This window comes from Halorientalis sp. LT38 (assembly GCF_037031225.1).
Taxonomy (GTDB): Archaea; Halobacteriota; Halobacteria; order Halobacteriales; family Haloarculaceae; genus Halorientalis; species Halorientalis halophila.
This window is the reverse complement of sequence record NZ_JAYEZN010000002.1, coordinates 14,670-39,164: the sequence shown is the minus strand read 5'-3', so window position 1 is coordinate 39,164 and position 24,495 is coordinate 14,670. Positions and strand designations below refer to the sequence as shown.

27 protein-coding genes are annotated in these 24,495 nt (G+C 67.6%); 16 read left to right on the top strand and 11 right to left on the bottom strand.

The window, feature by feature from the left end:
* Positions 1-88 precede the first annotated feature (88 nt).
* The gene (locus U5918_RS18200; RefSeq protein ID WP_336003435.1) at positions 89-1,714 is read right to left on the bottom strand and encodes an FAD-dependent oxidoreductase; all 1,626 of its coding nucleotides are present in this window, start codon (positions 1,712-1,714) and stop codon (positions 89-91) included.
* Positions 1,715-1,905: 191 nt separating this feature from the next.
* Here U5918_RS18200 and U5918_RS18195 point away from each other — a divergent pair, with 191 nt between their 5' ends.
* Positions 1,906-2,763, top strand: a complete 858-nt coding sequence (locus U5918_RS18195; protein WP_336003434.1) for a YihY/virulence factor BrkB family protein — start codon at positions 1,906-1,908, stop codon at positions 2,761-2,763.
* On the opposite strand, the gene U5918_RS18190 is transcribed toward U5918_RS18195, so the two are convergent.
* Together U5918_RS18190 and U5918_RS18185 are read right to left on the bottom strand one after the other, a co-directional pair.
* Entirely contained in the window at positions 2,764-3,435 is a 672-nt protein-coding gene (locus U5918_RS18190) for a helix-turn-helix domain-containing protein (protein WP_336003433.1), read from the bottom strand. It lies immediately after the preceding gene.
* Between the two features lie 184 nt (positions 3,436-3,619).
* Positions 3,620-4,390, bottom strand: coding sequence for a mechanosensitive ion channel family protein (locus U5918_RS18185; protein ID WP_336003432.1), 771 nt, complete (start codon positions 4,388-4,390; stop codon positions 3,620-3,622).
* A 187-nt stretch (positions 4,391-4,577) separates the two neighbouring features.
* On the opposite strand from U5918_RS18185, the gene U5918_RS18180 reads away from it, so the two are divergent.
* The 4 genes from U5918_RS18180 to U5918_RS18165 all read left to right on the top strand — a co-directional run bounded on the left by U5918_RS18180 (position 4,578) and on the right by U5918_RS18165 (position 6,603).
* The gene (locus tag U5918_RS18180; RefSeq protein WP_336003430.1) at positions 4,578-5,024 is read left to right on the top strand and encodes a hypothetical protein; all 447 of its coding nucleotides are present in this window, start codon (positions 4,578-4,580) and stop codon (positions 5,022-5,024) included.
* 82 nt (positions 5,025-5,106) lie between these two features.
* Positions 5,107-5,412, top strand: coding sequence for a DUF5789 family protein (locus U5918_RS18175; protein ID WP_336003428.1), 306 nt, complete (start codon positions 5,107-5,109; stop codon positions 5,410-5,412).
* Between the two features lie 87 nt (positions 5,413-5,499).
* Positions 5,500-6,210: a DNA starvation/stationary phase protection protein Dps gene (gene dps / locus U5918_RS18170; protein ID WP_336003427.1), complete on the top strand. Its 711-nt coding sequence runs from the start codon at positions 5,500-5,502 to the stop codon at positions 6,208-6,210.
* A 69-nt stretch (positions 6,211-6,279) separates the two neighbouring features.
* The gene (locus U5918_RS18165) at positions 6,280-6,603 is read left to right on the top strand and encodes a TFIIB-type zinc ribbon-containing protein (RefSeq protein WP_336003425.1); all 324 of its coding nucleotides are present in this window, start codon (positions 6,280-6,282) and stop codon (positions 6,601-6,603) included.
* A gap of 97 nt (positions 6,604-6,700) precedes the next feature.
* Here the strand turns inward: U5918_RS18165 and U5918_RS18160 are convergent, their stop codons facing one another.
* Entirely contained in the window at positions 6,701-7,510 is an 810-nt protein-coding gene (locus U5918_RS18160) for a hypothetical protein (protein WP_336003424.1), read from the bottom strand.
* A gap of 254 nt (positions 7,511-7,764) precedes the next feature.
* Positions 7,765-8,130 carry a HalOD1 output domain-containing protein gene (locus U5918_RS18155; protein ID WP_336003423.1) on the bottom strand — a complete coding sequence of 122 codons (366 nt, stop codon included), beginning with the start codon at positions 8,128-8,130 and terminating at the stop codon, positions 7,765-7,767.
* Positions 8,131-8,359: 229 nt separating this feature from the next.
* Between U5918_RS18155 and U5918_RS18150 the strand changes: the two genes are divergently transcribed.
* Positions 8,360-8,620 (top strand): hypothetical protein, encoded by a 261-nt coding sequence (locus tag U5918_RS18150; protein WP_336003420.1) that lies wholly within the window; start codon positions 8,360-8,362, stop codon positions 8,618-8,620.
* A 36-nt stretch (positions 8,621-8,656) separates the two neighbouring features.
* Here the strand turns inward: U5918_RS18150 and U5918_RS18145 are convergent, their stop codons facing one another.
* Together U5918_RS18145 and U5918_RS18140 are read right to left on the bottom strand one after the other, a co-directional pair.
* The gene (locus tag U5918_RS18145) at positions 8,657-8,899 is read right to left on the bottom strand and encodes a PRC-barrel domain containing protein (RefSeq protein WP_336003418.1); all 243 of its coding nucleotides are present in this window, start codon (positions 8,897-8,899) and stop codon (positions 8,657-8,659) included.
* 276 nt (positions 8,900-9,175) lie between these two features.
* Positions 9,176-9,979, bottom strand: coding sequence for a CBS domain-containing protein (locus U5918_RS18140; RefSeq protein ID WP_336003416.1), 804 nt, complete (start codon positions 9,977-9,979; stop codon positions 9,176-9,178).
* Positions 9,980-10,144: 165 nt separating this feature from the next.
* Between U5918_RS18140 and U5918_RS18135 the strand changes: the two genes are divergently transcribed.
* The 3 genes from U5918_RS18135 to U5918_RS18125 all read left to right on the top strand — a co-directional run bounded on the left by U5918_RS18135 (position 10,145) and on the right by U5918_RS18125 (position 11,115).
* Positions 10,145-10,402: a hypothetical protein gene (locus tag U5918_RS18135; protein ID WP_336003415.1), complete on the top strand. Its 258-nt coding sequence runs from the start codon at positions 10,145-10,147 to the stop codon at positions 10,400-10,402.
* A 315-nt stretch (positions 10,403-10,717) separates the two neighbouring features.
* Entirely contained in the window at positions 10,718-10,987 is a 270-nt protein-coding gene (locus U5918_RS18130; RefSeq protein ID WP_336003413.1) for a HalOD1 output domain-containing protein, read from the top strand.
* Between the two features lie 5 nt (positions 10,988-10,992).
* Positions 10,993-11,115 carry a hypothetical protein gene (locus tag U5918_RS18125; RefSeq protein ID WP_336003411.1) on the top strand — a complete coding sequence of 41 codons (123 nt, stop codon included), beginning with the start codon at positions 10,993-10,995 and terminating at the stop codon, positions 11,113-11,115.
* A gap of 36 nt (positions 11,116-11,151) precedes the next feature.
* Here U5918_RS18125 and U5918_RS18120 read toward each other — a convergent pair whose 3' ends face one another.
* From U5918_RS18120 to U5918_RS18110, 3 genes are all read right to left on the bottom strand, one after another.
* Entirely contained in the window at positions 11,152-11,643 is a 492-nt protein-coding gene (locus U5918_RS18120; RefSeq protein WP_336003409.1) for a DUF7970 domain-containing protein, read from the bottom strand.
* Positions 11,640-12,479: a ParA family protein gene (locus tag U5918_RS18115; RefSeq protein WP_336003407.1), complete on the bottom strand. Its 840-nt coding sequence runs from the start codon at positions 12,477-12,479 to the stop codon at positions 11,640-11,642. The genes U5918_RS18120 and U5918_RS18115 overlap by 4 nt, the downstream gene beginning before the upstream one ends.
* A 418-nt stretch (positions 12,480-12,897) precedes the next feature.
* The gene (locus U5918_RS18110; protein WP_336003406.1) at positions 12,898-14,112 is read right to left on the bottom strand and encodes a tyrosine-type recombinase/integrase; all 1,215 of its coding nucleotides are present in this window, start codon (positions 14,110-14,112) and stop codon (positions 12,898-12,900) included.
* 515 nt (positions 14,113-14,627) lie between these two features.
* Between U5918_RS18110 and U5918_RS18105 the strand changes: the two genes are divergently transcribed.
* From U5918_RS18105 to U5918_RS18075, 7 genes are all read left to right on the top strand, one after another.
* Positions 14,628-15,797 (top strand): poly-gamma-glutamate biosynthesis protein PgsC/CapC, encoded by a 1,170-nt coding sequence (locus U5918_RS18105; RefSeq protein ID WP_336003404.1) that lies wholly within the window; start codon positions 14,628-14,630, stop codon positions 15,795-15,797.
* A complete protein-coding gene (locus tag U5918_RS18100) occupies positions 15,794-17,845 on the top strand; it encodes a YegP family protein (protein ID WP_336003403.1) in 2,052 nt (683 codons plus the stop codon). The genes U5918_RS18105 and U5918_RS18100 overlap by 4 nt, the downstream gene beginning before the upstream one ends.
* A 98-nt stretch (positions 17,846-17,943) precedes the next feature.
* Entirely contained in the window at positions 17,944-20,034 is a 2,091-nt protein-coding gene (locus tag U5918_RS18095; RefSeq protein WP_336003402.1) for a CapA family protein, read from the top strand.
* A gap of 175 nt (positions 20,035-20,209) precedes the next feature.
* Complete coding sequence (locus U5918_RS18090; RefSeq protein WP_336003401.1) at positions 20,210-20,497, top strand: hypothetical protein; 288 nt, start codon at positions 20,210-20,212, stop codon at positions 20,495-20,497.
* Between the two features lie 87 nt (positions 20,498-20,584).
* Entirely contained in the window at positions 20,585-21,322 is a 738-nt protein-coding gene (locus U5918_RS18085; protein ID WP_336003400.1) for a P-loop NTPase family protein, read from the top strand.
* A gap of 3 nt (positions 21,323-21,325) precedes the next feature.
* A complete protein-coding gene (locus U5918_RS18080) occupies positions 21,326-21,658 on the top strand; it encodes a DUF8156 family protein (RefSeq protein ID WP_336003398.1) in 333 nt (110 codons plus the stop codon).
* Between the two features lies 1 nt (position 21,659).
* Positions 21,660-23,786: a type B DNA-directed DNA polymerase gene (locus U5918_RS18075; protein WP_336003397.1), complete on the top strand. Its 2,127-nt coding sequence runs from the start codon at positions 21,660-21,662 to the stop codon at positions 23,784-23,786.
* On the opposite strand, the gene U5918_RS18070 is transcribed toward U5918_RS18075, so the two are convergent.
* On the bottom strand, positions 23,743-24,240 hold the full coding sequence (locus U5918_RS18070) for a hypothetical protein (protein WP_336003396.1): 498 nt from the start codon (positions 24,238-24,240) through the stop codon (positions 23,743-23,745). The two genes, U5918_RS18075 and U5918_RS18070, sit on opposite strands and share 44 nt — an antisense overlap.
* Between the last annotated feature and the right edge of the window lie 255 nt (positions 24,241-24,495).

Below are 24,495 nucleotides of genomic sequence, written 5' to 3'. Positions count from 1 at the left end.
TCGCCGACGCGGCGAACTGACCGCGCCTCGGTTCCCGGCCGCTCGCGCGACGCCGTGAACCGACGCCGGTCGCATTCTCCGACGCGGCTCACCGGTCGTCCGACGGAGTCGGCGAGCGACGCTCGCGCTCTCGCTGTTCGGATATCCCGGCGACGGGGTCGAGTCCGTCGACGGCGGGCGTGTCCAGGACGGCCCCGTCGACGTCGAACCGGGAGCCGTGACACGGGCAGTCCCACGAGCGCTCGCCGTCGTTCCACTCGACGAGACAGCCCATGTGCGGACAGACCGCCGAGACCGCGTGCAGGTCGCCGTCCTCGTCCCGATACGCAGCAACGGGACCGGCGCCGGACCGGAAGACGCGCGCCTCGTCCTCGGCGAGCGTTGTCTCGGCGGCGCTCGGTCGCCGCTCGAACCAGCCGCTGACCAGGTGTCGCGCCGCGTGGCCGTTGTGCGAGAGGAACGCGCCAGCGCCGGCGGGGAGCGTGAACCGCGTGGGGCGGAACACGCGACCCCACTCCGGCTCGTGCCCGAGGATGCGGTCGGCGAGGAGTCGCCCGGCCGCGGTGCCGTTGGTCATCCCCCAGCCGCCGAAGCCGGTGGCGACGTAGACGCCCTGGTCGAACACCGGGAGCGTCCCCACGAAGGGGACGCCGTCGACCGTCCGGAAGTCCTGGGTCGCCCAGCGATTCTCGACGGCGGCGACGTCGAAGCGGTCGCGGGCGGCCGATTCGAGCCGCCGATAGCGCTCGGCCGTGCTGCCGCCGCGGCCGGTCCGGTGGTTCTGCCCGCCGATCAGGACCGTCGACTCGCGCCCGCGCGGGTGCGGACGAACCGAGAAGTACGGCTCGGACGGGTCGTAGTACAGCCCCTCGGGCACCTCGTCCTCGAGGCGGACGGCGAGGACGTAGGACCGCTTGGGCGACAGCCGCGCGAAGTAGCCGGCGTGGTCGGTGATCGGGAAGTGGGTGGCGACCACGACGGCGTCGGCCGTCACCGACCCCCGATCGGTCTCCACTCGACAGGGCGAGCCCCCGGAGACGTCCGTCGCCCGTGTCCCCTCGTAGATCCGGCCCCCCGCGTCCTCGATCGCCGCGGCCAGCGCGCGGAGGTAGGTCCCGGGGTCGAACCGCGCCTGGTCTTCGAACCGGACCGCGCCGACCGTCTCGAACGGGAGGTCGACCGACGACTCGTACGAGGCCGGGAGGTCGAGCCGTTTCGCGGCCCGGACCTCCTCGCGGATTCGCTCGCGCTTCGACCGGTCCGTGACGTAGGTGTAGGCGTCCGTGCGCTCGAACTCGCAGTCCACGCCGAGGTCGTCGATCAGGCGCTCGACGCGGTCGATGGCGGCCTGGTTGGCCCGCGCGTACTCCCGGGCCCGGGCCTCGCCCGCCGTCTGGAGCAGGTCGGCGTAGACCAGTCCGTGCAACGAGGTGAGCTTCGCCGTCGTGCGGCCGGTCGTCCCGCCGAGCAAGCGGTCCCGTTCCAGCAGGGCCACGGACTGACCGGCGGTCGCGAGGTGGTAGGCCGTCGTGATCCCGGCGATGCCGCCGCCGACCACGACCGTGTCGACCGTCAGGTCACCCGCAAGCGGCTCGTACTCGGTGGCCGTGCCATCGTCCAACCACACCGACTCGCGGCTCGCCCCACCGTCGCGAGTGGGAACGCCGTCACCGCCGTCACCGCCGCCGTCGGTTCGCGCGTCATCCGTTGTCATCCTCGATTGTCTCCACGCGCGCGGCCGAAAACCCGCGGCCGGATTCTGCAAGGCGCCGGGCGGGGGAGCCCGGATCGTCGGCAACCCGATCGGCAGGCTGTCAACGGTTCGATATCCGCGGCCCATAAGTTCCCGCCGCCCCTGGATGTAAGTGACATGGACCGGCAGTCAGGCCGGCGATCGGGGCAGCGATGAGCTTCGCCCTCCCCGGTCGCGTCGGCGACGTGACGGCCGTCGTCCGCGAGATCGCCGCGGAGTTCCGCGAGCGCGACGTGTCCTTCATGGCCGGGAGCCTGGCGTATTCGGCCTTCGTCTCCCTGTTGCCGCTCCTGTTGCTCGTGGTCCTCGTGCTCTCCTGGCTCGGCGGAGACCAGCTCGTGGCGATCGTGATGACGATGACCCGGCGCTATCTCTCGCCGGCCGGCCAGAGCGTCCTCTTCGACTCGCTGACGCGCGCGAGCGGTCGGTTCGGTCTCTCCGTGCTCGGCGTGGCGGCGCTGGCCTGGGGGGCGTTGACGCTGTTTCGCCGGCTGGACACGGCGTTCGCACAGCTCTACGGGACGGGCGGGCACGGCCCGCTTCGCGATCAGGTCACCGACGCGCTGGTCGTGATGGCGGCGATGGGCGGGGCGATGCTCGCGATGCTGTTCGCGGGCGTCGTCTTCGCCATGGTACCGGATATTCCCTTCCTCGGCGTCCTGAACGTCCTGTTTCTCGTCGCGGCGCTGTCGGCCGCGTTCTACCCGGTCTACTACGTCTTCCCCGACGTGGATATCGAGCCGCTGGAGGCGGTGCCGGGCGTGATCGTCTCGGTCGTGGGCTGGATCCTGCTGCAGTTACTCTTTCAGGTGTACATCTCCATCTCCTCGACGGCGGAGCTGTACGGCGTCCTCGGCGGCGTCCTCCTCCTGGTCACCTGGCTCTACTTCGCGGCGCTCGTCTTCCTGATCGGCGGGGTCACGAACGTCGTCCTCGCCGGTCGCCAGCCGCCGCCGAACCCCGGGCCCGCCTACCGGGCACCCCGGGTCGAGGGCCGATCGAGGGGCTAGTCAGGGGTGCGGTTCGTCCGGCGTGAGGCCGTCGTGCAGCGACGACTCGATCAGCGCCTGATGGGCCCGTCGGAGTCGCTCCGAGACGGCCTGGTGGGAGACGTCGAGTCGGTCGGAGAGTTCGACCAGCGTCGAGCCGCGGGGGACGCCGTAGTAGTCTGCGTCGAGCGCCTCCGAGAGCGCCTCGTACTGCTCGGCAGAGAGCCGCGTCCCGCCGTGGCGGACGACGCTCTCGAGGCCGTTCACGCGGTTGACGTCGATGTCGACGCCGTAGCCCCGGCAGCAGTCGTAAAAGGACGACATCGCCGCTTTCTCCGGGAACAGGACGCGGAGCTTCCAGGTGTCGTCGTGCAGCCGCGCGTCGAGGAGGGTCCCGTCCTCGTCGGCGATGAGCTGGACCAGCCCCCGGACCCGGGCCTGCCAGCGCACGGCGTAGAGGGCGTGTTTCCCGTCGCGGACCAGTCGCGTCACCTCGGCCGTGCTGTCGTCGTCGCGCATCGCGTCGTCGAGCCGGTCGAACTCCGGTGCCGCGGCCCACAGGAAGGGCAACGGCTGATCCATGCCCGAGGTGACCGTCCGGACCGTCTCGAAGGAGGCCGCCGGAACCGTCGAAACGGTGTCCCCGAGTGCGAACTCCGCCGCCGGGACCTGAGCCTCCACGATCGTTCCCATGGATGCAGTCCAGGGCGAGTTCGGTTTTTACTATACAGTGGCTATTTCGAGTAACGCGGCGGTACCGATCCCTCACGCGATCTGACACGTAGGAAAGCTCGGCGAAACGGCTCGACGACACCCGGACCGTCCGGGCGCGAGGGGACCTATCACCGTGCGGGGACCGCGGATTCGCCTGCGCGCCTCAGTCCTCCGGTCGCTCCTCGGGTGATTCCCGGCGACCGCCGTCGGCCTCTGGCGACCCGGAGGGCTTCGGCGTGTTGGAGGAGGCCTGCCCCATCCAGCGGTCGATGTTGTTGGCGACGTAGCGGTGGCCGCCCCAGCCGAAGGCGACGCCGAGGCCGATGGCGAGCGCTGCGGCGAGGCCGTACGCGAGCGCCCGCGCGAACACGAACAGGATGCTCACGTCGATTCCCATCGTGTCCAGCCCGATCACGATCGCCGTGAAGTACAGGAACATCCGGGTACCCGCGGCGAACCAGGAGGTGTACGACGTCTCCGTCGACGCCCGCGTGCTGGTGATGGCGTCGCCGATGAAGTCGGCCACCACGAACCCGGCGACGATCACGACCAGCCCGCCGATGAAGGCCGGGAGGTAGGACACGGCGGTCTGGATCCACTCGGAGAGCAGCGTGATCGCGAGGACGTCCGCGGCCGCCAGCACGGCCAGGGCGACCACGAACCACTTCGTGATGGCCCCGAACGTCGTGGAGACGGCTCGCTCCGTCCCGCCCATCATTCCGCCGAGCGGTGTGTCGAGGACCAGTTCGTCCAGTTCCACCTTGTCTGTCACCCGACTGACGAGCTTCCCCAGAACGATGCCGATCACCCAGCCGATCAGGAGGATCACGAGCGCTCCGACCAGCCGGGGCACGAACGCGATCACGTCGGTTATCGTCCCCTCGACCAGGTTCGGTACGTCGAGCTGTAGGAGAGTCTGAGCCTGTGGGCGCATGGCTTTCACCACCGTCAGGTACACCAGCGACCCGGATCAACGCCCAGCCTGCAGGCCCAAGCCACTCAAGCCGACGCGCCCCCGCGAAGACGACCGCGTCGGCGCCTCGAAGGCCGGGCAGGTCCCGGTACCCGCTCACCACCCGCGGAGTTATGGTCGCCGCCGTCGTACGCTGTTGGCCGGTACCATGGATGCAGACCGACCGACGCTCAGGGAGACCGACGAGGGGAAGACGGTCGTCGACGACGCCGGGGAATCGATCGGGATGGTGACCGCGGTCCGCGACGACGGGCTCTACGTGTTTCCGGACCCGTCGCTCGTCGACCGGGTCAAGGCGACGCTCGACTGGGAGGGCCACGACGAGGACGCCTACCGCGTCGACCGCGAACGCGTCGTCCAGGTCACCGGCACCGAGGTCGTGATCACAGACGAGGGCGACGAGGAACGCTCTGCGGAGGGCAGGGAAGCCGGGACCGACGACGAGGGGGCCGACGAGGAGGGCATCGAGCAGCGCGACGAGGACCAGTTCGACGGGACCGACGAGGGCAGGGAGGAGCAGTCGGACATGCGCAGAGAGGAGATGGACGAAGAGTCGGATCGACGCACGGGAAAGGGCGGCGACGAGTCGACGTGACGCCGACGGCTTCCCCGAGCCGGGGGTTCACGGACCCGGCCGCTTTTGCCCGTCCGCGTGGTACGGGGTCCCGGTGACGCCAGTGACCACAGAGCGAGAGATGGGACTCGACTTCGGCGACCTGGAGCCGGCGCTGGAGGACGAGTCGTACCCGCTGACGAACGAGGAACTGCTCGCGGCCCACGGGGACGGCGAGATCGAACACGCCGGCGGGACGGTGTCGCTGGCGTCGGTGCTCGACACGCAGGACGAGCAGAGCTACGAGTCCGCCGACGAGGTCAAACAGAGCGTCCTCAACATGGTCGGCGACGAGGCCATCGGACGGAAGTTCTACAGCGACCGCGAGTCCAACGACACCCAGATCGGCTACGAGGACGAGTCGTTCTAGCGGTGCTAGCGCCGATTCGCACCGCAGGCCGAACCCCCAGGAAGTTTCTTTGCCCCGGTCGTTGAGGGACCACCGGGTGCGACGACCATGAGCCAACGCCACGCGATCGGACAGTCCCAACAGTACAGCAACGCGGTCGAGCAGCCCACCGGTTCGGAGACCGGACGCCAGACGCAACACGCAGCCGGTCCGGAGGCCGGCCGATCGACGCAACAGGCCGCCGGGCAGACGCAACCCGGGACGGGCGTCGACCAGTACGACGGCCAGATGTTCCCGACGGGGAACTACCTGTCCGAGCCGATCCGACGCCAGAGCATAGAGACGCTCACCCGGGCGCTCGCCGACGCGACGGTCCTCGCCAGTCACGCGAGGTACGCACACTGGAACGTCAAGGGGATGTCCTTCGTCGGGCTCCACGAGCTGTTCGAGGAGATCGCGGAGACGTTCGACGAGCACGTCGACGCGCTGGCGGAACGGATCACGGCGCTGGGCGGCGAGGCGCTCGGGACCACGCGGATGGCGGCCGACCGCTGCACCGTCCCACCGTTCCCGCAGGGGGTCGTGACCGGCCCGCAGTTCGTGGAGGCGCTCGCCGAGCGGCTGGCCGTCCACGACGCCAACCTCAGCGGCGACATCGAGACGGCCACCGACGCCGGGGACGTCGACACCGCGGACCTCCTCAACGAACTCTCCCGTGACGTGAGCCAGTACCTGTGGTTCCTCGAGGCCCACCTCCAGACGCAGCCGATCGCATCGTCGAAGACCGGCAACGAGAGGCCCCCGATCACCGGCCAGTAGCGTCGCCGGGGCGGAGGTGGCAACGGACCCGACAGACTCTTTTTCCCACTCCGGATCGAAGCCGGGGGTATGAGCGGCCGAGGTGAAACCCCCGAATCGACGGAGATGAACGAGGTCGAGCTCTCGTTCGGCCAGACGCTGTACACGGAAGACGGCGTCTCGGCCGGAACGATCCGCGGTGTCGAGGAGGGCGGCGTCTACCTGACGGTCCGGGAGGGCGTCGAGTCGTTGAGCATCGAGCACGCCCGCTCGGGCCACGCGTTCGGCGAGGCCGAGTTGATGTGGCGCTGTACCAACTGCGGGGAGATGGGCGAGATCGACGGGGGGCTCCCCGGTGAGTGCCCGAACTGCGCGGTCTCGAAGACGGACCTGATGTACTGGACCGAGGACTGACGGAGCGGTCGGCGATCGGCACGCGCCGGTACCGGGAAACGGATTCTACGGACGAGCAGTCACGCGCCCGAAAAAAGAGCGGTCTGATCCGGCGTCGTTACTTCGATTCGGGGACCGGCTCCTCCTTGGAGCGCTCTTCCGGCGGGGTCTCGGTCGGCTTCGGCTCCGCCCCGGACTCCGGCGTCTCGGTGGGTTCTGGCTGCTGGGGCGGCTGTTTCGGCGGCTGCTGACCGGCCGATTGCGGCGGGGTCTGGATGTCGGTCGGTGGCTGCTGTGGGGGCTGTGGCTGCTGTTGGATCCCCGGCGGCTGCTGTTGCGATCCCTGGGGCTGTGGTGGCTGCTGGCCCATCCCCGGGGGCTGCTGTTGTGGGCCATGCTGTTGCATCTCCGGTGGCTGCTGCTGGCCTCCGGGCGGCTGCTGCTGGGAGCCGGGCGGTTGCTGTTGGCCCCCGATCCCGCCGGCTTCCTGCCCCATCCCCTGGGGCTGCTGCATCGGCTGGCCACCCATCCCCTGGTCGCCGCCCATCTGCTGTTCGCCGCCCAGCTGGGACATCCCCTGTTGCATCGCTTCGCCCATCCCTTGCTGCATCGCCTCGCCCTGCTGGCTGGCCGCGGCCATCTCCGTCTCGGCCATCTGCTCCGCGTTCTCGACGACGTTGTCCAGCGTCTGGAGGTAACTGCCCATGCTGTCTTTCGTCAGTTCGATCCCGCGTTGCTGGGCCCAGCTCTGTGCCTCCAGGCCGTTCACGAACAGTTGCGCGGCGCTGCGCTGGAACTCCAGTGTCTGCTGGAGCGGCAGTTCGACGAACTGCCGGACGGCCTTGCGACCGTTCTCCATGAGCGTTTGCTGTGTTGATTCTGCGCTCGACTCCCCGGGCCCTTGCTGGGTCTGTTGTTGCTGACTCATTGGTAACGTGAGGTCTCGAAAGCGTCTATCGACCGTCGGATCCGCGCGGGCGACCGTCGCTCGCCGTTTCCGAACCGAACGGTGCGTCAGTGTCGTCCGCTGGCGTCGGTATAAACAGCCGCTATCGTTCACTCGATAGCCCTGGATTTCCAGTTCCGGGGTCGGGTAAGCGGATTCTGTCGGGCGATCGACGGGGCCGTCGGCCGCCAGTTCACGATCGCTCACGCGGGCGGCCATCAGCGTGCCGACGGGGCCTACTGCGGGCCGGCATGCCCGCCCTGAGGCTGGGGTTGGGGCTGGCTCACGACGATCTGCCCGGTGCTGTAGACGGTGACCTGGCAGTTCCAGACCGAGAAACTGAGATGGCCGTTCGTCCGGGGCGATCCGTCCGGTTTCGGGGCGAACAGGCGGTCGAGCGCGTCCGGATCGACGTAGTCGTTGAGGGTGAAGCCCGTCTCGGTCACGTCGACCCCGGTGACGTCGGCGACCGCGTGGGCCAGCGTCGTCGTCAACTCCGCCGGACCGCCGAATTCGTGGTGGACGACGTACGGATCCTGCCTGTGACCGACTGGTCGCGACGCGACCGCGTGATTGGAATGAGACACGTTGCGATTACTCATCTATCTCGTAGACCCGTTACAGTAGCGTTACCAAAAGTTTTTCTCCCCTTACGACCCCCGGTCGGGGTCGACGACCCCTGCGGACCGCGAAAATCACGACGCGACGACCACTCGGTGATACCCGTGCGTAACCCCGACCTAGAAAGCGTAACCGGCTGCTTCGATCCCGCCGGAACGCCCCCCCGCTGGGACAGGTTTACCCGCGTTCGTCCCGACACCTGACCCGTTCATGTCCGACGACTCGGCGACCGACGGCGGTGCGAACGCAGCGAGGATGGAACTCGGCCCCGACGCCCTCCACGAGACCGACGAGGGGTACGTCGTCGACTGCCCGTCGTGTGGCTCGACGGTCTCGCTCCACCAGATCGTCGAGACCGGTCACTGTCCGGGCCATCTCGACGCCGACAGGACGGAGACCGCCGAGGACCAGCAACTGGAGGATCCGGGCTGTACGGCGTCACTGTCTCTCGAACTCGTCTGGGAGGAGTGAGTCGTCGCCAGCTGGCGGGGACGTCGGCGCCCGGGTTCAGTTCCCTGCCCGGAGGCGGACCTCGTCGTCCGTCACCGACTCGATGCTCGCCTCCTGGAGCGGGTATCCGTCTGCCTCGTTCCGGTCGCCCCACCCCAGCTTCGACCTGATGGTCTCCGTGAGGTCCGGGTTGGGGTCGACGTAGGCCGTTCCCTGGCTCACGTCGACGACGCGCCCGACTGTCTCGTTCCCGCGAACGACTGCTTTCCCTTCGTCTTCGGCCGTGATCTCTGTCGCCATCGTCAGAGCAAACGTCGGTGCCCTCGAATGGTTGCTGCCTGCACTCGCAAGCCGCGAACGCAACCCTGGACCGGGCGCTCCGGGCCGGATGGATTACGAACGTACAGCTGTAAAGAACGGCAACGATCCGAGTTCGAAACGCAGGCAGTTCTACCCAGTTCGCAACTATCCAGCAACCGATTGGCCACGACCGGCCGCCGAGCGGGCGGGGTATGGGCGGGGCTGGCGAGGAACGCTCGAGGGGGCACCCGTGATCGCAGCCCCGACGCGTCGGGGCTACTGCATCGTCTGGGTCGCGATGATCTCGGCGACGTCGCCGAGGCCACGGCCGAAGACGACGATCAGGTCGTCGAGCGTGACGATCCCGGCGAGCGAGCCACCCTCGTCGACGACCGGGAGCCGGCGCACGCTGGCTTCCGACAGTTTGTCGAGCGCCTCGAACACCGTCATCTCCATCGTGCCGACGAGCAGGTCACCGGAGACGAGTTCCTCCGCAGGCCGCTTCCCGATGTCCGGGGTCGACTCGATCGCGAGCGCGATCTTGCGGTCGGTGATGACGCCGACCGGCGTCTCGCCGTCGTCCTCGACGACCACGACGCACCCCACGTCGTGTTTCTCCATCGACGCCGCGACCGTGGAGACGGGCGTGTCGCGCTGGGCGGTGACGACGTCGGTGCTGACGACCTCCTCGACAGTCGCCGGACTCAGCCGTGCACGCCGGCCCCTGGCCTGTGGCGGCTGCGGCCCGCCCTGCCCGGGCATCTGCGGGTGGCCGGCACCCGCTCCCTGGGCACCGAACTGGCCGGTTCTCGGCTGGGGTTGTGTGCCTTGCTGTTGCTGGTATCCGGTCGGTTGCTGTCCCTGTCGTCCCTGCTGGTACCCCTGGGCTGGGGGCTGCTGGGTGGGCTGTTGCTGTGCCGACGGCTGTCCGGCGGGCGGTTGCTGTGAGCCGCCCGACTGCGGCGGCTGCTGTCCGCCCGACTGCGGCAACTGCTGTCCGCTCGACTGAGGCTGCTGGCGCGGCGTTCCGGTTTGCTGTCGCTGCCGTCGTCTGTTCGGGTCGTCTCCCTGATAGCTCATGGTTGTCGTCGGTCTCGAAGCGGCGGTGACCGACCGCATAGGGGTACCACGAAGCGGCAGATAAAACCCGAGGCCGGGAGGCGGTTTCCCGCCATCCTCGCGCTCCGATCCTAAAGGATTCGGGCCAACGATGAAGGTCGCAGGTGGGATATTTCGTAGTAGTATATGCCACGCTGTCCCGAGTGTTACACGACGCTCTCGTACGATCGACTCGATCGCCACCTCCGGTGGTGCTGTTCGTCCGGAGACCGCCAGCGAGCGACCGTCGACGGACTGGAACGCCTGGCCGGGCAACTACAGCGCGTCGAGGACCGCATCGACCGCCGGATCGAAGCGCTCGAAGCGGAACTCGACCGACTGGGACCGAGGACGATCGACGAGCGCGCGCCCGAAACCTCGGACGAACTGCCGCCGAAGATGTAGGACCCACCCGATCGACCGTGCCGTGACCGACCCGACCGCAGCGACGACCGTGACGCGCTTCCGCTTCCTTTCGGATACCCGGTAGCTCTTCAGACCTCTCTGTAACCCGGTATCACGACTGGGCTCCCTTCCCGTCACGCAGGCCGCTACAGCCCCGCGAGACTCCCGACTCCGAATCGAACCCGAATCGTTATCAGCGAACGTCGTATATCGTGCAACTAACAGACGATGAGACGGCAGCCGACGAACGCGGGCCGGCCGGTCGGGCAACGCACCCAGAACGTGTACCACGTCAGGCACGAGCACGGGCGAGGTGTGCGGTTGCGGACCACGCTCACGCACGCGCTCGCCGACGTTGCGGACGTCGACGTCACGGTCGCCGAGCGGGCGCTGTTCGACCGCGTCGACCCCGCGGCCTTGGACGACCTGTTCGCGCCCTCGGGCCGGGGACGGGCCGCGGCTGGCGCGTCGCTCTCCTTCGGCATCTGGACGTACGCGGTGACGGTCCGGGCCGACGGTGCGATCGAGGTCCGGGACACCCGGCAGCCTGGACCTGAAAGTACTTATTCGCCTCACCCGAGGTGACGCGTGTGCTCAGGACGCTCACCAAACTGTTCGGACTCGGACTCGCGGGGATCGGACTGTTGACCGTGCTCTTCGTCGTCTTCTCCTACGGCTGGAACGGCGACCCGCCGACGGTCGAACTCGAGTGACCGGGCGGTGACCGTCGGCCGGGCGCTCGCGCCCGGTCACTCCCAGTCGTAGCCGTACCGCTCCGTCTTGAGCGTCTCGACGACGAGCTCCGGGTTCTCGATGGCCGTCTCCATGGCGGCCTCGAGCACGTCGGTCTTGGTGACCTCCGTCGCCAGGAGTTCCTCGACGTCGTCGACCAGTTGGACGATCCGCTCCTCGTTGTACTCGCGGAGGTAGACCGGCCGCTGGGACCGCCCCTCCTTGACCGCGTCGCGCTTGTAGATGTACGGGAGCGACCGCCCGGCGGACTTGCCGACGGAGCCGCTGTCAACGCCGGAATCGGTCGATTCGTCGGTGCTCGCCTCTGTAGCCGTCGCTTCTCGCGACGACGCCGAATCCGCTGCCGTCTCCGCCGCTGCCGCCTCAGATCGATCCGTTTCCTCCGCCTCCGACCGCGCCGCCCCCTCCTCGTCTGCCGGTTTCGTCTCCGTATCCCGATTCGTCTCCGCGTCGTCCGCGAACGGATCGTCGGTCGAGCCCTGCTTCATGCCGGCACCTCCGCCTGTCGGCGGATGTAGGCCGCGAGCTCGTCGAACTTCTCCAGCGTCTCCAGTTCGTGCTCCCGGTCGCGATCGCGGAATTCCTCGATATAGCGATATGCGGTACATTGCTCGTTCCAGCACCCTTCGAGCAGCGAGGACCGCTTGCGGAAGGTCACTGGCACCTCCCAGCCCTCGGCTTCGATCTCCGCCAGGAACTCCTTCTGGGTGTTGAGCCCCTCGAATCGGTTGGGCACGATCGCCAGGACGCCGACCTCGATGTCCAGGTTGTTCTCGAGTCCGGCGACGATGTCGTCGAGTCCCTGGACCGACTCGTACCCCTTCCCGCTGGGCTCGAAGGGGATCACCAGGTGTCGCGTGGCGTGAATCGCGTTGTGCAGCTTGATGTCGGGGCTGGCCGGCGGATCGATGATGAGCGTGTCGTATTTCTCGGCGACGCCGGCGTCCTTGAGGACCCGAAGCAGCTGTTTGTTCGGGTTGAACGATTCCCCGAAGTCGGCGGCCTCTTCCGCCCGACGCTGGAGGTGTTTCGAGGCGTACTCGAGGATGTTGTGCGCCGGGACGACGTCGATCCCTTCGCTCGTCTCCACGAGATCCTCGAACGGGCCTCGTGGCCGGTCGATCATGTGCCGCAGCAGGCTGTCAGCCTCCTTGTTACTGCGGTTTTCGTCCACGTCGAGCAGGTAGGACAGCGACGCCTCCTGGGTGTCGAAGTCGATGACGAGGACGTCCCGGCCCGCTCGTGCTTCGGCTTTCGCGAGGTTCGCCGCGAGCGTCGTCTTTCCGACGCCCCCCGCTTCGCTATAGACCGTGTAAGAGAGCATATACGTCGATTCACGCGGGGAGCTACTTAAAGGTAAGTCAGACGACCTATCCAGCTGACTCAGTTAACTGGTCTGGCTGGCAGACTTAGCTGGCTTACTTCGCTGGCTAACTTAGCTGGCTAAGCCAACTGGCTCAGCTAGCTGGCCTAGTTAGCTGGGTGAGCAAGTTGGGCAGTCCAGATGGGCTCGCCAGATGGCTGGGTTAGCTGTTCGAGCCAGATGGCTCGGACCGCTGGGGCAGCCAGGTGACTGGGTCAGTGGGCTCGGCCGGCTGAGCGGGCTCGGTGGCCCAGTTGGCTGGCTGCGTCGATCTGACCGGTGGGTTGACTAGCTAACTCAGCTAACTTAGCCAGCTGGCTCAGCTGGTTGGCTCAGCTAGAATATCGGCGCGCCGATCGGGGCCTGGGACCGCGGGCCGTCAGTCGATCTCCTCGAGCGCCTCGGTGGCGACGTCGCCCAACTCGCCGGCCTCGATGTGGGAGTAGCGCTCCCGGACCATCTCCTCGGAGTTGTCCAGATACCGGGCGGCGACGGTGTACCCGAACGCGCGGACGAGGACCTCGCCCATCCCGCGCCGGCCGCCGTGCGGGGCGAGGTAGTCGTGCTTCGGGTGCGCCACGTCGACGTCGGCGGCCGCCGTGAGGCGTTGCAGGACGGATCGCGCCCCGTCCGTGGTCAGCGAGGGTGGCCGGACGTCCGCCTCGATCGCCAGCAGAAGGTCGCGAACGGCTCCCTCGCGCCGATTTTCGATCTCGTCGGACGTCAGTCCGCGGTCCGCGAACGCCGTCTGCAAACGGTCTGCGAGCGTCCGTCGGTCGAAGGTTGGGAACACCGGCCATCTGTCTGACGGCGGGTCCAGCAGTCGGCGATAGCTCCGGAGCGGCCCGATCACCGGGTCTGGGAGGCTGGCGGCGTCCCACCGCTGTTTCTTCCGGTAGACGTCCATGCTCCCGTCGTCGAGGTCGAGCTCGCCCCACCGGACGCCCCGCCGGCGGGGATCGTCCGGGTCCCGCAGCAGTTCGCCGACCCGGACGGCGGTGTAGGCGAGGACGACGACCAGGGCACGATCGCGCGCGGCTTTCAGCGCGTTGTACCGCGCTCGCTGCTTCTCTCGGGGGTCGCCGTCCGCCGGAAGCGTCGTGAACGCCTCGATGGCTTCCCGGGCGCGGTCGTCGACGTGCCGGGTGATCGCGTGGCGCTGCTCGGTGGTCCAGGCCTGCTGATCGCCGGGCTTGCGCCCGTCGTCCTCGGGTAGCGGCGCCGTCGCGCTCGCCCGCTGGGCGTAGTGGGCCGCCAGATAGCCCTCGTTGACGCACCACCCACACCACGCCGAGACGTAAGCGTAGTACGTCTGCACCGTGTTCTCCTTGAGGCCGCGGTCGCCGGCGAGGTGGCGGGCGTACGCCCGGAAGACTCGCTCGTCGAGGTCAGCGAACGTCGGTTGGTCGGCGGCCTCGATCCCGGACCAGTCGTCTCCGCCCCGGTCACCGGCGGCCCACTCGGCGAATCGCGCCAGTTCACGGGCCGCGTTCCGGCGGTAGTTCCCGCCGTCGCCGCCCCGTCCCTTCCCCTTGTCCTGGAGGTAGCGCTCGAAGGTCTGGGCCAGCGGCGTCGACCGCGCGCGCTCAGCCATCCGTCTCCCCTCCGCGCTCCGGCGCGGCAGCTCTCGGCGCGCAAACCCCGGGGGAAGCGGCCGCAACGACTCGATCCAGCATTCGTGCTCACCCGACGGCGCGCTCCCACTTCAATCTGCTCGTGATTATCGGAGTAATCACGACTATCTACGAAATTACCGAATTCGACGGAATCCGGGTGTCTAGGGCACGATACTGCCGAACCTCGAAACATAAACCGTATGCTGATATACGGAACTGGCGTCTGTGGAAGTGAGTCTACCGTGGGTTTCGCGGGCCTGCAATCTGTGGGTTCGCTCGGATCGACGAGCGGGGACCGCTGCAGACCGCTCTCGAGACGAGCGTTCGTGGTATGCAGGCAACTGATCTGGAGCGGTTCCGGGACGCCGGAGAGTGTAACCACGCAGCCGCCGCGCTCCGCCGAAAGTATATGTTCATTGTTATTAAAGCAATGGAATAAATAGGAGGCCTCATATACGAGACTTTTTATTGCCAGTTGCACATCTTTCGTAGTATGCTCGTTGCTGGATTGTTAATCGTTCTCGGCCTCCTGTCTGTCGCAACGCTCACGCAGTGGTACGGATACCGGCTCGGGGGGGCCATCACGGTGAGCGTCATCGCCGTCTATACCCTGAAAAACGTGGTGATGCTCCCGATCTTCGTTTTGAGTTTCGCCGTCGCGTATGTGGGGTTACAGGTCCTCAAAGATCGAACGCTCATCTACGGGCGCCAGGAACTCCTGGCAGCAATCGTCGTCGGATCGCTCGTCCCCCTCGGCATGTTGTACACACTGACGGCTGTCGCCGATCAGGCGTTCCAGTCGATCCTCTTCATCGGGAGTATCATACCGGGACTGGCGGCGTTCAATTACCACCAGCTCAAACCAGAGCGCCGTCGTACAGACCTGTTCGTCGCCACGGGGCTTCTCGGAGCACTCCTGGTGCTCGGCTATTTGCTCATCACTCCCGCAAACGCTGCCCGCCTCGGCGGAATGGCACCACCGGTGCTGTTCTCTCAGACCGCGGACGTGGCGGCCTTCAAGGGGGCGGCGGTTTCAACGCCACCCGAACCGTCACTCATCAAACAGCGACTCGGTGCGGTCGTGCTGCTCATCGGGATGGTCTTCGCCGAATCGGTGAGGGCTCGGTTCGGCCTTCGCGTCGGGATCGTTTCGATCGCGCTGCTCGCCGTCTTTACGCTCGCCAGTATCTGGTTGCCCGTCGTGTTCGCGCTCGTCTTCGCCGTTAGCTACGTGCTCATCGAAGCGATCAACCGGACCACGCTCCTGTACGGCCGGGTGTTAGTGGGCATCGGGACCGCGATCGCGGTGGTGCTGGTGATCCCCCTCTCGGTGGAACTTCCGGTCGTTCGCGGCCTCTCGGCTCTATTCGCCGGCATCCTGGGCGGGCTCAGCGCGTACAACTTCCACGTAACGGCGAGCGGCCATCGGCGAACGTTCGCGGCCCTCTCGGTCGCTATCTTCGTCCCGCTGCTGGGACTGGCCCTGCTGGTCGGCCGGCCACAACCGAACGCACCGATCCAGTCGCTCACTCCCACGGCGGTCGCCGTGATGGGTGTCATCACGGCGATTTCGTTCGCGGTGGCGTACTGGCTCACGCCGACACTCCCCGACGACGAGTCGGTCCACGCTGCGTCCATCCTCAGTGGAGGTGACGGTGCATGAACAGCGATCCGGTACCGGATGCCGACGACCGACTGCAGTTCGAGGTTTCACCGACGGGCTCCGACTGGCAATGGCTGCTCCGAGACGATCGGGAGACGCTCGCACACAGTCTCGAGACCTATTCGTCCGTCAACGAGACCCTCGCCGCGATCGATCGGCTCTGGACCGTGCTATCGAGTGAGTTGTACGAGGGGGTGGCCGGATTCGAGACCGTCGAACAGGACGGGACGTGGATCTGGCGGCTCGTCGTCGGTGAGCGAGGGGCGGGACGGACGCTCGCCATCGGTTCGAACCAACGAGCGACGACGGAGGAAGCGACAGACGACATCAATCGGTTTCGGGACGTCGCGCCAAGAGCGCAGGTCCGGCTCACGCATCCGCCCGAAGAGCAGCTAGTCACCGACCGATTCGAGGTCGGGCGTGTCGGGCGGCCGCTCCGAGCCCTCGAGTCGATCGTCGGACGTGGCAAGCGCCACCGAAAGGTGCTGAAGGAAGCGGACATACAGATCGCTGTCTCCGGCATTCGGGGGAAGTCATCGACGGCGAAACGGCTCGATGACGTGTTCAACCGACGCGGCTACGATACGCTCACGAAGATCACCGGCGATCGACCGACACTCATCAGGAACGGCGCGGTGGTGCCGATCGAGCGCCACAGTCCACGTGTCACCCTCTACGAGAACGTCGAGTTCTTCCAGCGGCTGGGGCCGACGACCTACGAGAGCCCGGCACCTGACGTCGCTATCGTCGAGAATCAGGCCATCACCGAATACACGATGCGAATGGTCAACGAACGATTCCTCGATCCCGATATCGTCGTTCTCTGCAACGTCCGTCGGGATCACACCGAGACGCTCGGTGCGGACCGCCAGCGAATCGCTCGCGCCTTCGGCCGCTCCATCCCCGCGGGCACACACGTGGTCAGCGGCGAACAACACCCGGTCATCCACGAGTACCTCCGCGAAGAGATCGAAAAGCGAAACGGGACGATCTCACAGGTCGACGTTCCGGAACGCCATCGGGGTCTCGTCAGCGCCGAGACCGTGTACGCACTCGAGGCGGTCCTGGAGCGCCTCGACGAACCGCCCCTGCCCGCCGATCGAATCGCCGGGTACCTCGAGCGCGCCCAGCCGTCGTGGTCGATCGTCAGCGGACAGCGGGTCTTCAACGCCGCCAAGGCCAACGATATCGAAAGCACGGAAGCGATCCGCCGTGCGCTCGTCCAGGGCGGCGAGCACGTCCTGCCGTTCGTCTATCTCCGGTCTGACCGCCGTGGGCGATCCGCGTCGTTCGCGGAGTACATGAACATCCTCGCCGAACGGGACTGTATCGATCGCGTCCACGTCGGCGGCGATCACCGCCGTGCCTTCGTCGACGCACTCGACGTGCCCTGTGAGTCACACTCACCGGCTGCCGATCCGGCGGCAGTTCTGGACGAACTGCTCGCCGACGGTCGCCCGATACTGTTCATGGGGAACACCGTCGCCCCGTTCATGCGGGAAATGGAACGCCTTCTCGCCGAACGAACGGGTGGATCGCACGCCGTCGCCGATCTCGACGAGCAAGCCCTCGAAGGTGGTGTCGAGGTCGATTTCGAATCTGCGAGCACGGACTCGGACACGCGGGGCAGGCTGATCCATCCGGGCCCGAGCAGCACCGCGCGCGGTCGATACGAGGTGTACGAAGACCGGGCCGGCGAGTACCGGTGGCGGTTGCGTGACGAGGACGAAACGATCCGCGCTGATAGCGGTGAAGGCTACGTCCGGCGCGGGGGCGCGGTCAGTGCGGTCGGTCGGTTCAGCGCGCAATCGACCGCGGTCGACATCGAGGTGTACGAGGACAAATCCGGTGGCTACCGCTGGCGAGCGCGCAGCTCGAACGGCCGGATCGTCGCGGACGGGACGCGCGCGTACGACACCCGGGCCGCTGCCGAGCGGATGGTCGAGCGGATCCGACCGCTGGCTGCCAACGCCGACGTCGTCAACATCGGTGGGTCGTCCGACGAGGGGCCCGCCGCGGACGGTACGGGGGTCGAGCTGGACGAATGAACACCGCACCCCTCAAATGGAAGAATCGGCGTCGAGGCTCCCTCGCCGTCGAAGACGCAGCGACGACACCGACGGAATCGGCACGGGGGGAAACGTAGGTGGAGTTCGGCGTCTCGCGTCGGCAGTTGTTGCGGGCAACGGGTGCCAGCGCGCTGGTCGGCCTGGCCGGGTGCGGCGTTCCGAACTCCGGGAGCGGCGGTGCCCCAATCAGCGGCGCAGTCACCGACCTGCAGGGGAGCCCGGTTCCCGATGCCACCGTCGAAGTCATCGGGCCATCGGGCGGTGTCGATACCGAGGCCCGAACCGACGAGGCGGGTCGGTTCGAGGTCACGGTCGAGCAGTCGGTGTGGGTCCGGGCCAGCCACCCCGAGTACCTGTCTCGGGTACGGGCCGTGACCGCCGGTGACGAGCCCGTCGTCCGTCTCACGCCAGACACGGGAACGACGGTGAGTCTCGGCTTCGGTGGCGACGTGATGTTCGGGCGTCGGTTCTACGACACCGGCGGTGACGGGCTCTCGGAACGAGCGCGTATCGACCCGGGGTCACGGCAGAAAACACATCGAGACGTCCTCCGACCGATCCGACCGCTGTTGGAGCACACCGACATCATGTCGATAAACCTGGAGACGCCTCTGACGACCACGGACTGGACGTTTCCAGGCAAGACGTTCCAGTTCACGAGCCATCCGGTCGCTGCCGGAGTGCTCGCCGATTCGGGGGTCGACTACGCCGCCCTCGGGAACAATCACGTGTTCGATGCGTTGACACCGGGGCTCGAGGAAACACGCGCGGAACTCGATCGTGCGGGAATCGCTCGCTCGGGTGCCGGGATGTCGAGCGACGAAGCGTGGCAGCCGGCGGTATTCGAGACCAGGGGTCCGAGCGTCGCATACGTCTCTTGTACCACGGTCGTTGGAGACCAGTACGACCGGGACTGGTCCGCAGACAGGTCCCAGGCGGACTCGTACACCCTCACACAAAACGGGCGGAGCCTTACGGTTCCCGGGGACGCTGGCGTCGCGGAAGCGACGGCGGAGAAACTCCGCGCCGAGGTCACCCGAGCGGCCAGCAGGGCGGACGTCGTCGTCGTGCAAATCCACGGCGGCCAGGAATACCAGCGTGAGCCAACGGACTCCGTCCGTCAACTTACCGGCGTGGCAGTCGGGGCGGGCGCGGACCTGGTCGTCAACCATCATCCACACGTCACCGGCGGTCTCGAGATACGGGACGGCTCACTGATCGCCTGGTCGCTCGGGAATCTGGTCTTCGATCAGGTCCTCTGGGAGACCCTCCGGTCGTACGTGCTGGTCGCTCACGTCGACAGCGATGGGCTACAGCGAGTCCTCGCCGAGCCAGTGCTCCTCGATGGATACGTGCCAAAGGGCACCGCTGGCGCCGTTCGAAACAAGATCGCCCGCGACGCCGCGGCGTTGTCGACGGGGCAACTCAGATTCGGGACCGCCGGTCGCGCCGGTGTCGTTACGTCGACGCCTGGGACGACGACGACCGAGCGACGGCTCGGCGGTCCGGAGACAGTGTACGAGCGCGACGCCGGCGGCACGATCGAGATCGCCGACGCCTCGGGAACGGTCGCGGTCGGCCGCGACCGATTGTACACCGGGTCGTTCGAGGAGATACTCGTGGACGGTGCCCAGTACACCGCGCCGCTGTGGCGGTTCCGCCGCGGTCCCACGGCCACCGGGCCAACCGTCGGGCGTGAAACCGGCGGTCTCCGGTTGACGAGTTATCGGGAGAACAGCCGTCAGAGTATTCTGTCGCCCGTCAGCCGAATCCCCATCGAAGGCCAGTCGTATACACTGACGGGCTGGTATCGGTCGGAGACGGGTTCGAGTGTGGAGCTCCTCGTGCCGTGGTACTCCAGCGCAGGTGGATCGTCGTTCGACGGAGTCACGGTCGAGCTAGAGACGACGGACGGAGACTGGCAGCAGTTCCGCTACCGGCTCGTCCCGCCCGACGGATCGTCGTTCCTGAACCTGTTCGCCCTCTTGTCGCCCCCGGAAGATCGCGACTCGAATACCATCACAGTCGACGATGTCCGCCTCATCGAGTGGGAGGAACCGTCGACCGACGCGGGGCGACACCACGAGTATCTCTACGTCGAAGACGAAGCGACCGTGCGCGTGGACGCGCTCGCTGGAGCAGACGAAATCGAATGGACCGAACTCTGATACCCGTCGGACGCGCTCGAACACGTTAATCCCATCGCGCCGTATCAGTAATTCGACCCGTAAGCTGTCAACAACTATTAGAAATACATAGTATTCGGTGTTTGGTAGTCGGTAGCATGCAGCCGCAGTCACTGACGGCGTCGCCGACGACCCCTGCCTCCGCGGAGGTGTCGCGATGACCACGCGGCGACCCGGACCGGACGGCGTCGGGGGCGGTGCCGGCGGTGGCACGGTCGAGCTCCGGAGCCGGGACATGGTGGTCAGCAAGACGGTGACCCAGTTCGAAGACCAGGTGCAGGTCGAGGTCACGACCGAACTCGACGACGGGACCTACGACGTCTCCACCTTCCGCTTCTACTGGACCCAGACCGGGGAGGTCGTCCCGAAGGCCGAAGTGGCACCCGAACTCCGGCTGATCGTCGCGTCCGCGCTCCGGGAGGAGGGCTACGAACCCTCCATGTGAGCCGCCCGGTCGGCCTCGACGCGCCGTTCCCGGAAATCCGGAAATCCCCCTGCAGCGCTTACCCGTGTCTCGTCCCGAGCAGTGGGTATGCACGAACGCGAACGACTGCCGGAACTGCCGGCGGTTGAACCGGGCCTCCAGTTGCTCCAGTCGGCGACGGACGCGCCGCCGGTCGAGGCGATCCAGTCGCTGGCGCTCGACGCGCTGCTTCTGGGCTCGTCGACGGGGACCGCCGTCTGGATCGACGCGCTCGACCACGCGCGGACGGACACGCTCTCGACGCTCGCCCCGGACCCGCGGGTGCTCGACCGCATCCGCGTCGCCCGGGGGTTCACCGCCTACCAGCACGCTGCCATCGTCGAGCGGTGCTTCGAGGCGGTGCGGGACGGCCCCGACGCCGACGCGCGCCGGGTCCCGGCCCCCGAGGACGTGTCGCTCATCGTCTGCCCCGCGGTCGACGCGCTGTACCGGGCCGACGACGTCAGATCGGGGACCGCCGAGGACCTGCTGTATCGGGTCCTCGCGCGGCTCCGGACGCTCGCCCGGGAACTCGACGTCCCGGTGCTGGTCTCCCGCTGGAAGCGCGACGACCTGTCGGCGCCCTTCGAGACGGCCGCCGACGGGACGATCACCTGCCGGGAGACAGCGCAGGGGCTGCGGTTCGAGACGGCCGACCGCGAGACGCTGGCCTACCCCCTCGGCGACGGGCTCGTCCAGACGACGCTGACCTACTGGGCCGAGATCCTGCGCGCCCGGCAACCGCTGTACGAGCGCTACAGCGTGGGCGACCCGGACCCGATCACGCCGGCGACCCTGGAGGGGTGACCGATGGGCCGGACCAATCCCACCTTCCGGCGGCAACTGGACGGGATCGAGGAGCGCTGGGGGGACTACCGGCGGGCCCTCCGCCGCCGCGACCAGGAGCACTTCGACGCCCTGTTCGAGTACGCGCGCGAACACGCCGACGCCGCGGGCTACCTGAATCGCGACAGGCCGCTGCCCTCGATCCTGTTCTCCGTCGCGCTCGGCCAGGAGCGGCGACGGCGGGAACTCGAAGCCCAGGTCGAGGACCTCTCGAAGCGCGTCGACGCGCTCTCCCGACGGGTCGAGGAACTCGAAGCCCGGGGCGAGCCCCCCGAATCCACCCGGGACGGGGAGTGAGATGTTCACGGTCGACTTCCTCGACGAGGGCGTCCGGCGCTGGTCGGTGACCGACGACGGGGCCGAGTCCGAGCTCGACGCCGGCTACCGCCCCACGCTGTACGCGTCGGCGCCGGGCGACGTCGACGACCTGGCGGCGAGGGTCGCGGGGCTGCCCTACGTCGCCGAGACGGCCGTCGAGCGGCACAGGACTGGCTTCAGACGCGACCCCGAACGGGTCGTCCGGATCGACGTCGAGCGGATCGACGACGTGCGGCAGGCCGCGACGCGGCTCCGGCGGTGGGGCGAGCCCGGCGAGTACCGGCTCTATAACGTCGACTTCTCGCCGCAGTTCCGCTACTGTCTGGAGACGGGGACCAGCCCCGCGCCCGAGGAGGTCCTCACGACGCTTGCCATCGACGCCGATCGGACCGCGCTGGACAACGACGACCTCCCCGGCGTTCGAATCGACGGCGAGCCCTGCGAGGGATCGGTCCCGGACGTGATCGAGACCGTCGACGCGCGCGTGCGGGCGGTCGATCCGGACGTGCTCGTGCTGAGTTCGGCCGAGATCGTTCCGACGGTGTACGAACTGGCCGCCGAGCACGGCCTCGACGTCGACCTGGGTCGCGAACCCGGCTGGGAGCGACTCGCAGGCGAATCGACCTACGAGAGCTACGGCCAGGTCGGGCACTCCCCGGCGCGGTATGGCCTCCCGGGGCGGGCCATCGTCGACCGGTCGAACACGTTCTTCTACGGCGAGACGAACCTGGAGGGCTGTCTCGACCTCGTCCGGCGGTCGTGGAAGCCGCTGCAGGAACTGGCCTGGGCGTCGATCGGGAACGTCCTGACCGCGATGCAGATCCGCGAGGCGATGGATCGAGGCGTGCTGGTGCCCTGGAAGTCCTGGCGCCACGAGCAGTTCAAGAGCGCCCGGCAGTTGCAGACGGCAGACCGCGGCGGGTTCACCTTCTCGCCGGACGTGGGCGTCCACGACGGCGTCCACGAACTCGACTTCAGTTCGCTCTACCCGAACGTCATCTGCGAGTACAACGTCTCGCCGGACAAGATCCGCTGTGCGTGTCACGCCGACCGCGAGGACGTCCCCGGACTGGGGTACAGCGTCTGCGACGAGGCGGGCTATCTCGTCGACGTCCTGCAACCGCTGATCGACGACCGCGACGATATCAAGCGGGCGATCGACGCCGCGACCGACCCCGAGCGCGTCGAGAATCTGGAGGGCCGTTCGGCCGCGATCAAGTGGATCCTGGTCTCCTGTTTCGGCTACCAGGGCTTCTCGAACGCCAAGTTCGGCCGGATCGAGTGCCACGAGGCGATCAACGCCTACGCCCGCGAGATCCTGCTGGACGCGAAAGAGACGCTGGAGGCCGCCGGCTGGCGCGTCGTCCACGGCATCGTCGACAGCATCTGGGTCACCGCCCGCGAGGACTGTTCCCAGCGCCCGCTGCCCGAGGTCGCGGCCGAGATCACCGACGACGCGGGGATCCGCCTCGAGTACGAGGCGGCCTACGACTGGATCGCGTTCGTCCCCTGCCGGGACAGCGACGCCGGCGCGCTGACGAAGTACTTCGGGCGGGAAGCGGACGGCGGCGACTACAAGTACAGGGGCATCGAGTGCCGCCAGCGGAGTACCCCCGAATACGTGGCCGCCGTCCAGCAGGACCTGATCGAGACGTTCGACCGCCACCGATCGCCCGAACCCGTCTGCGACCGGCTGGCGAGCGAACTCGAAGCCCTGCGGGCCGGCGCGGTCGATCCCGACCGGCTCGTGATCGACAAGCGGACCTCGAAGGCCGTCGACGCCTACGACCAGTACACGAAGACCGTCGCGGCGCTGGAGCGGGCGGGCGACCGCGGTCGGGACCTCCACCCCGGACAGCACGTCGCCTACGTGGTCGTCGACGACGAGAAGTCCGATCGGGACCGGGTCGCGCTCGCTTCGGAGTCGCCTGAAACGTACGATCCCGCCTTCTACGGGGAGTTGCTCGTGCGCGCGACCGAGAGCGTGCTCTCGCCGGAGGGGTGGCGACGGGGGGAGATCCGCGAGTACCTCGCGGAGACGACGGCGACGGCGCTTTCGCGTTTCAGCCGACCCACTCGAAGTCGAGCGTCGTCTCCGGACGGATGAGGCCGGCGGCGTCGGGGTGGACGTCGGCGATCTCGACGCAGGGCGGGTCCGAGCGACTGATCGAGAAGAGGGGGATCACGTCGCCGGCGAAGATGGCGCGGTCGCGGAGCGTGCTCCGGATCTGGGGCACCGCGCCGTCGGCTCGCGGCTCGGCGGCGCCGGCGTGATAGCGGAGGGTGACCGTCGTCGCCGGTTCGACGCGCGCGGGCTCGATCGTGACCGACTCGCCGGGTTCGACGCCGGCGTTGCGCTGGAACACCTCGTCCATGTAGATGCAGCCGTCGTGCCAGTCGTCGGGATCCGAGTGTCGCGCCCGCGCGTACGTGATCTCGGCGCCCTGGATCTCGATCGGGTCGCCCGGCCGCTGGCCGATGTGCAAGAGCGAGGGCGCGCCGACGAGGACGGACTCTCCCCGGCCCTTCGAGAGCGGCCGATTTTCGACGGTGAGTCTCACACCGCGTCGCCGACGCGATCGAAACCGACTTTTGGTCATGATTATAATACGATGCCGCGATTACACGTTCACTGCTCGATGCGTCGACTGGGAGGGTGAAAACGTTTACTGTCAGTACAAGATATCTGACACAGGTGCCACAGAGTGCCGTCGCCGCCGATCGACCGATCGGACGACGGCGCGTTAATTGAAGCGACCCGCCGTCTCGCAATCTCCGTAATTAGTGCCGTCGGCCGCCCGAAAGGTCCGTTTCCA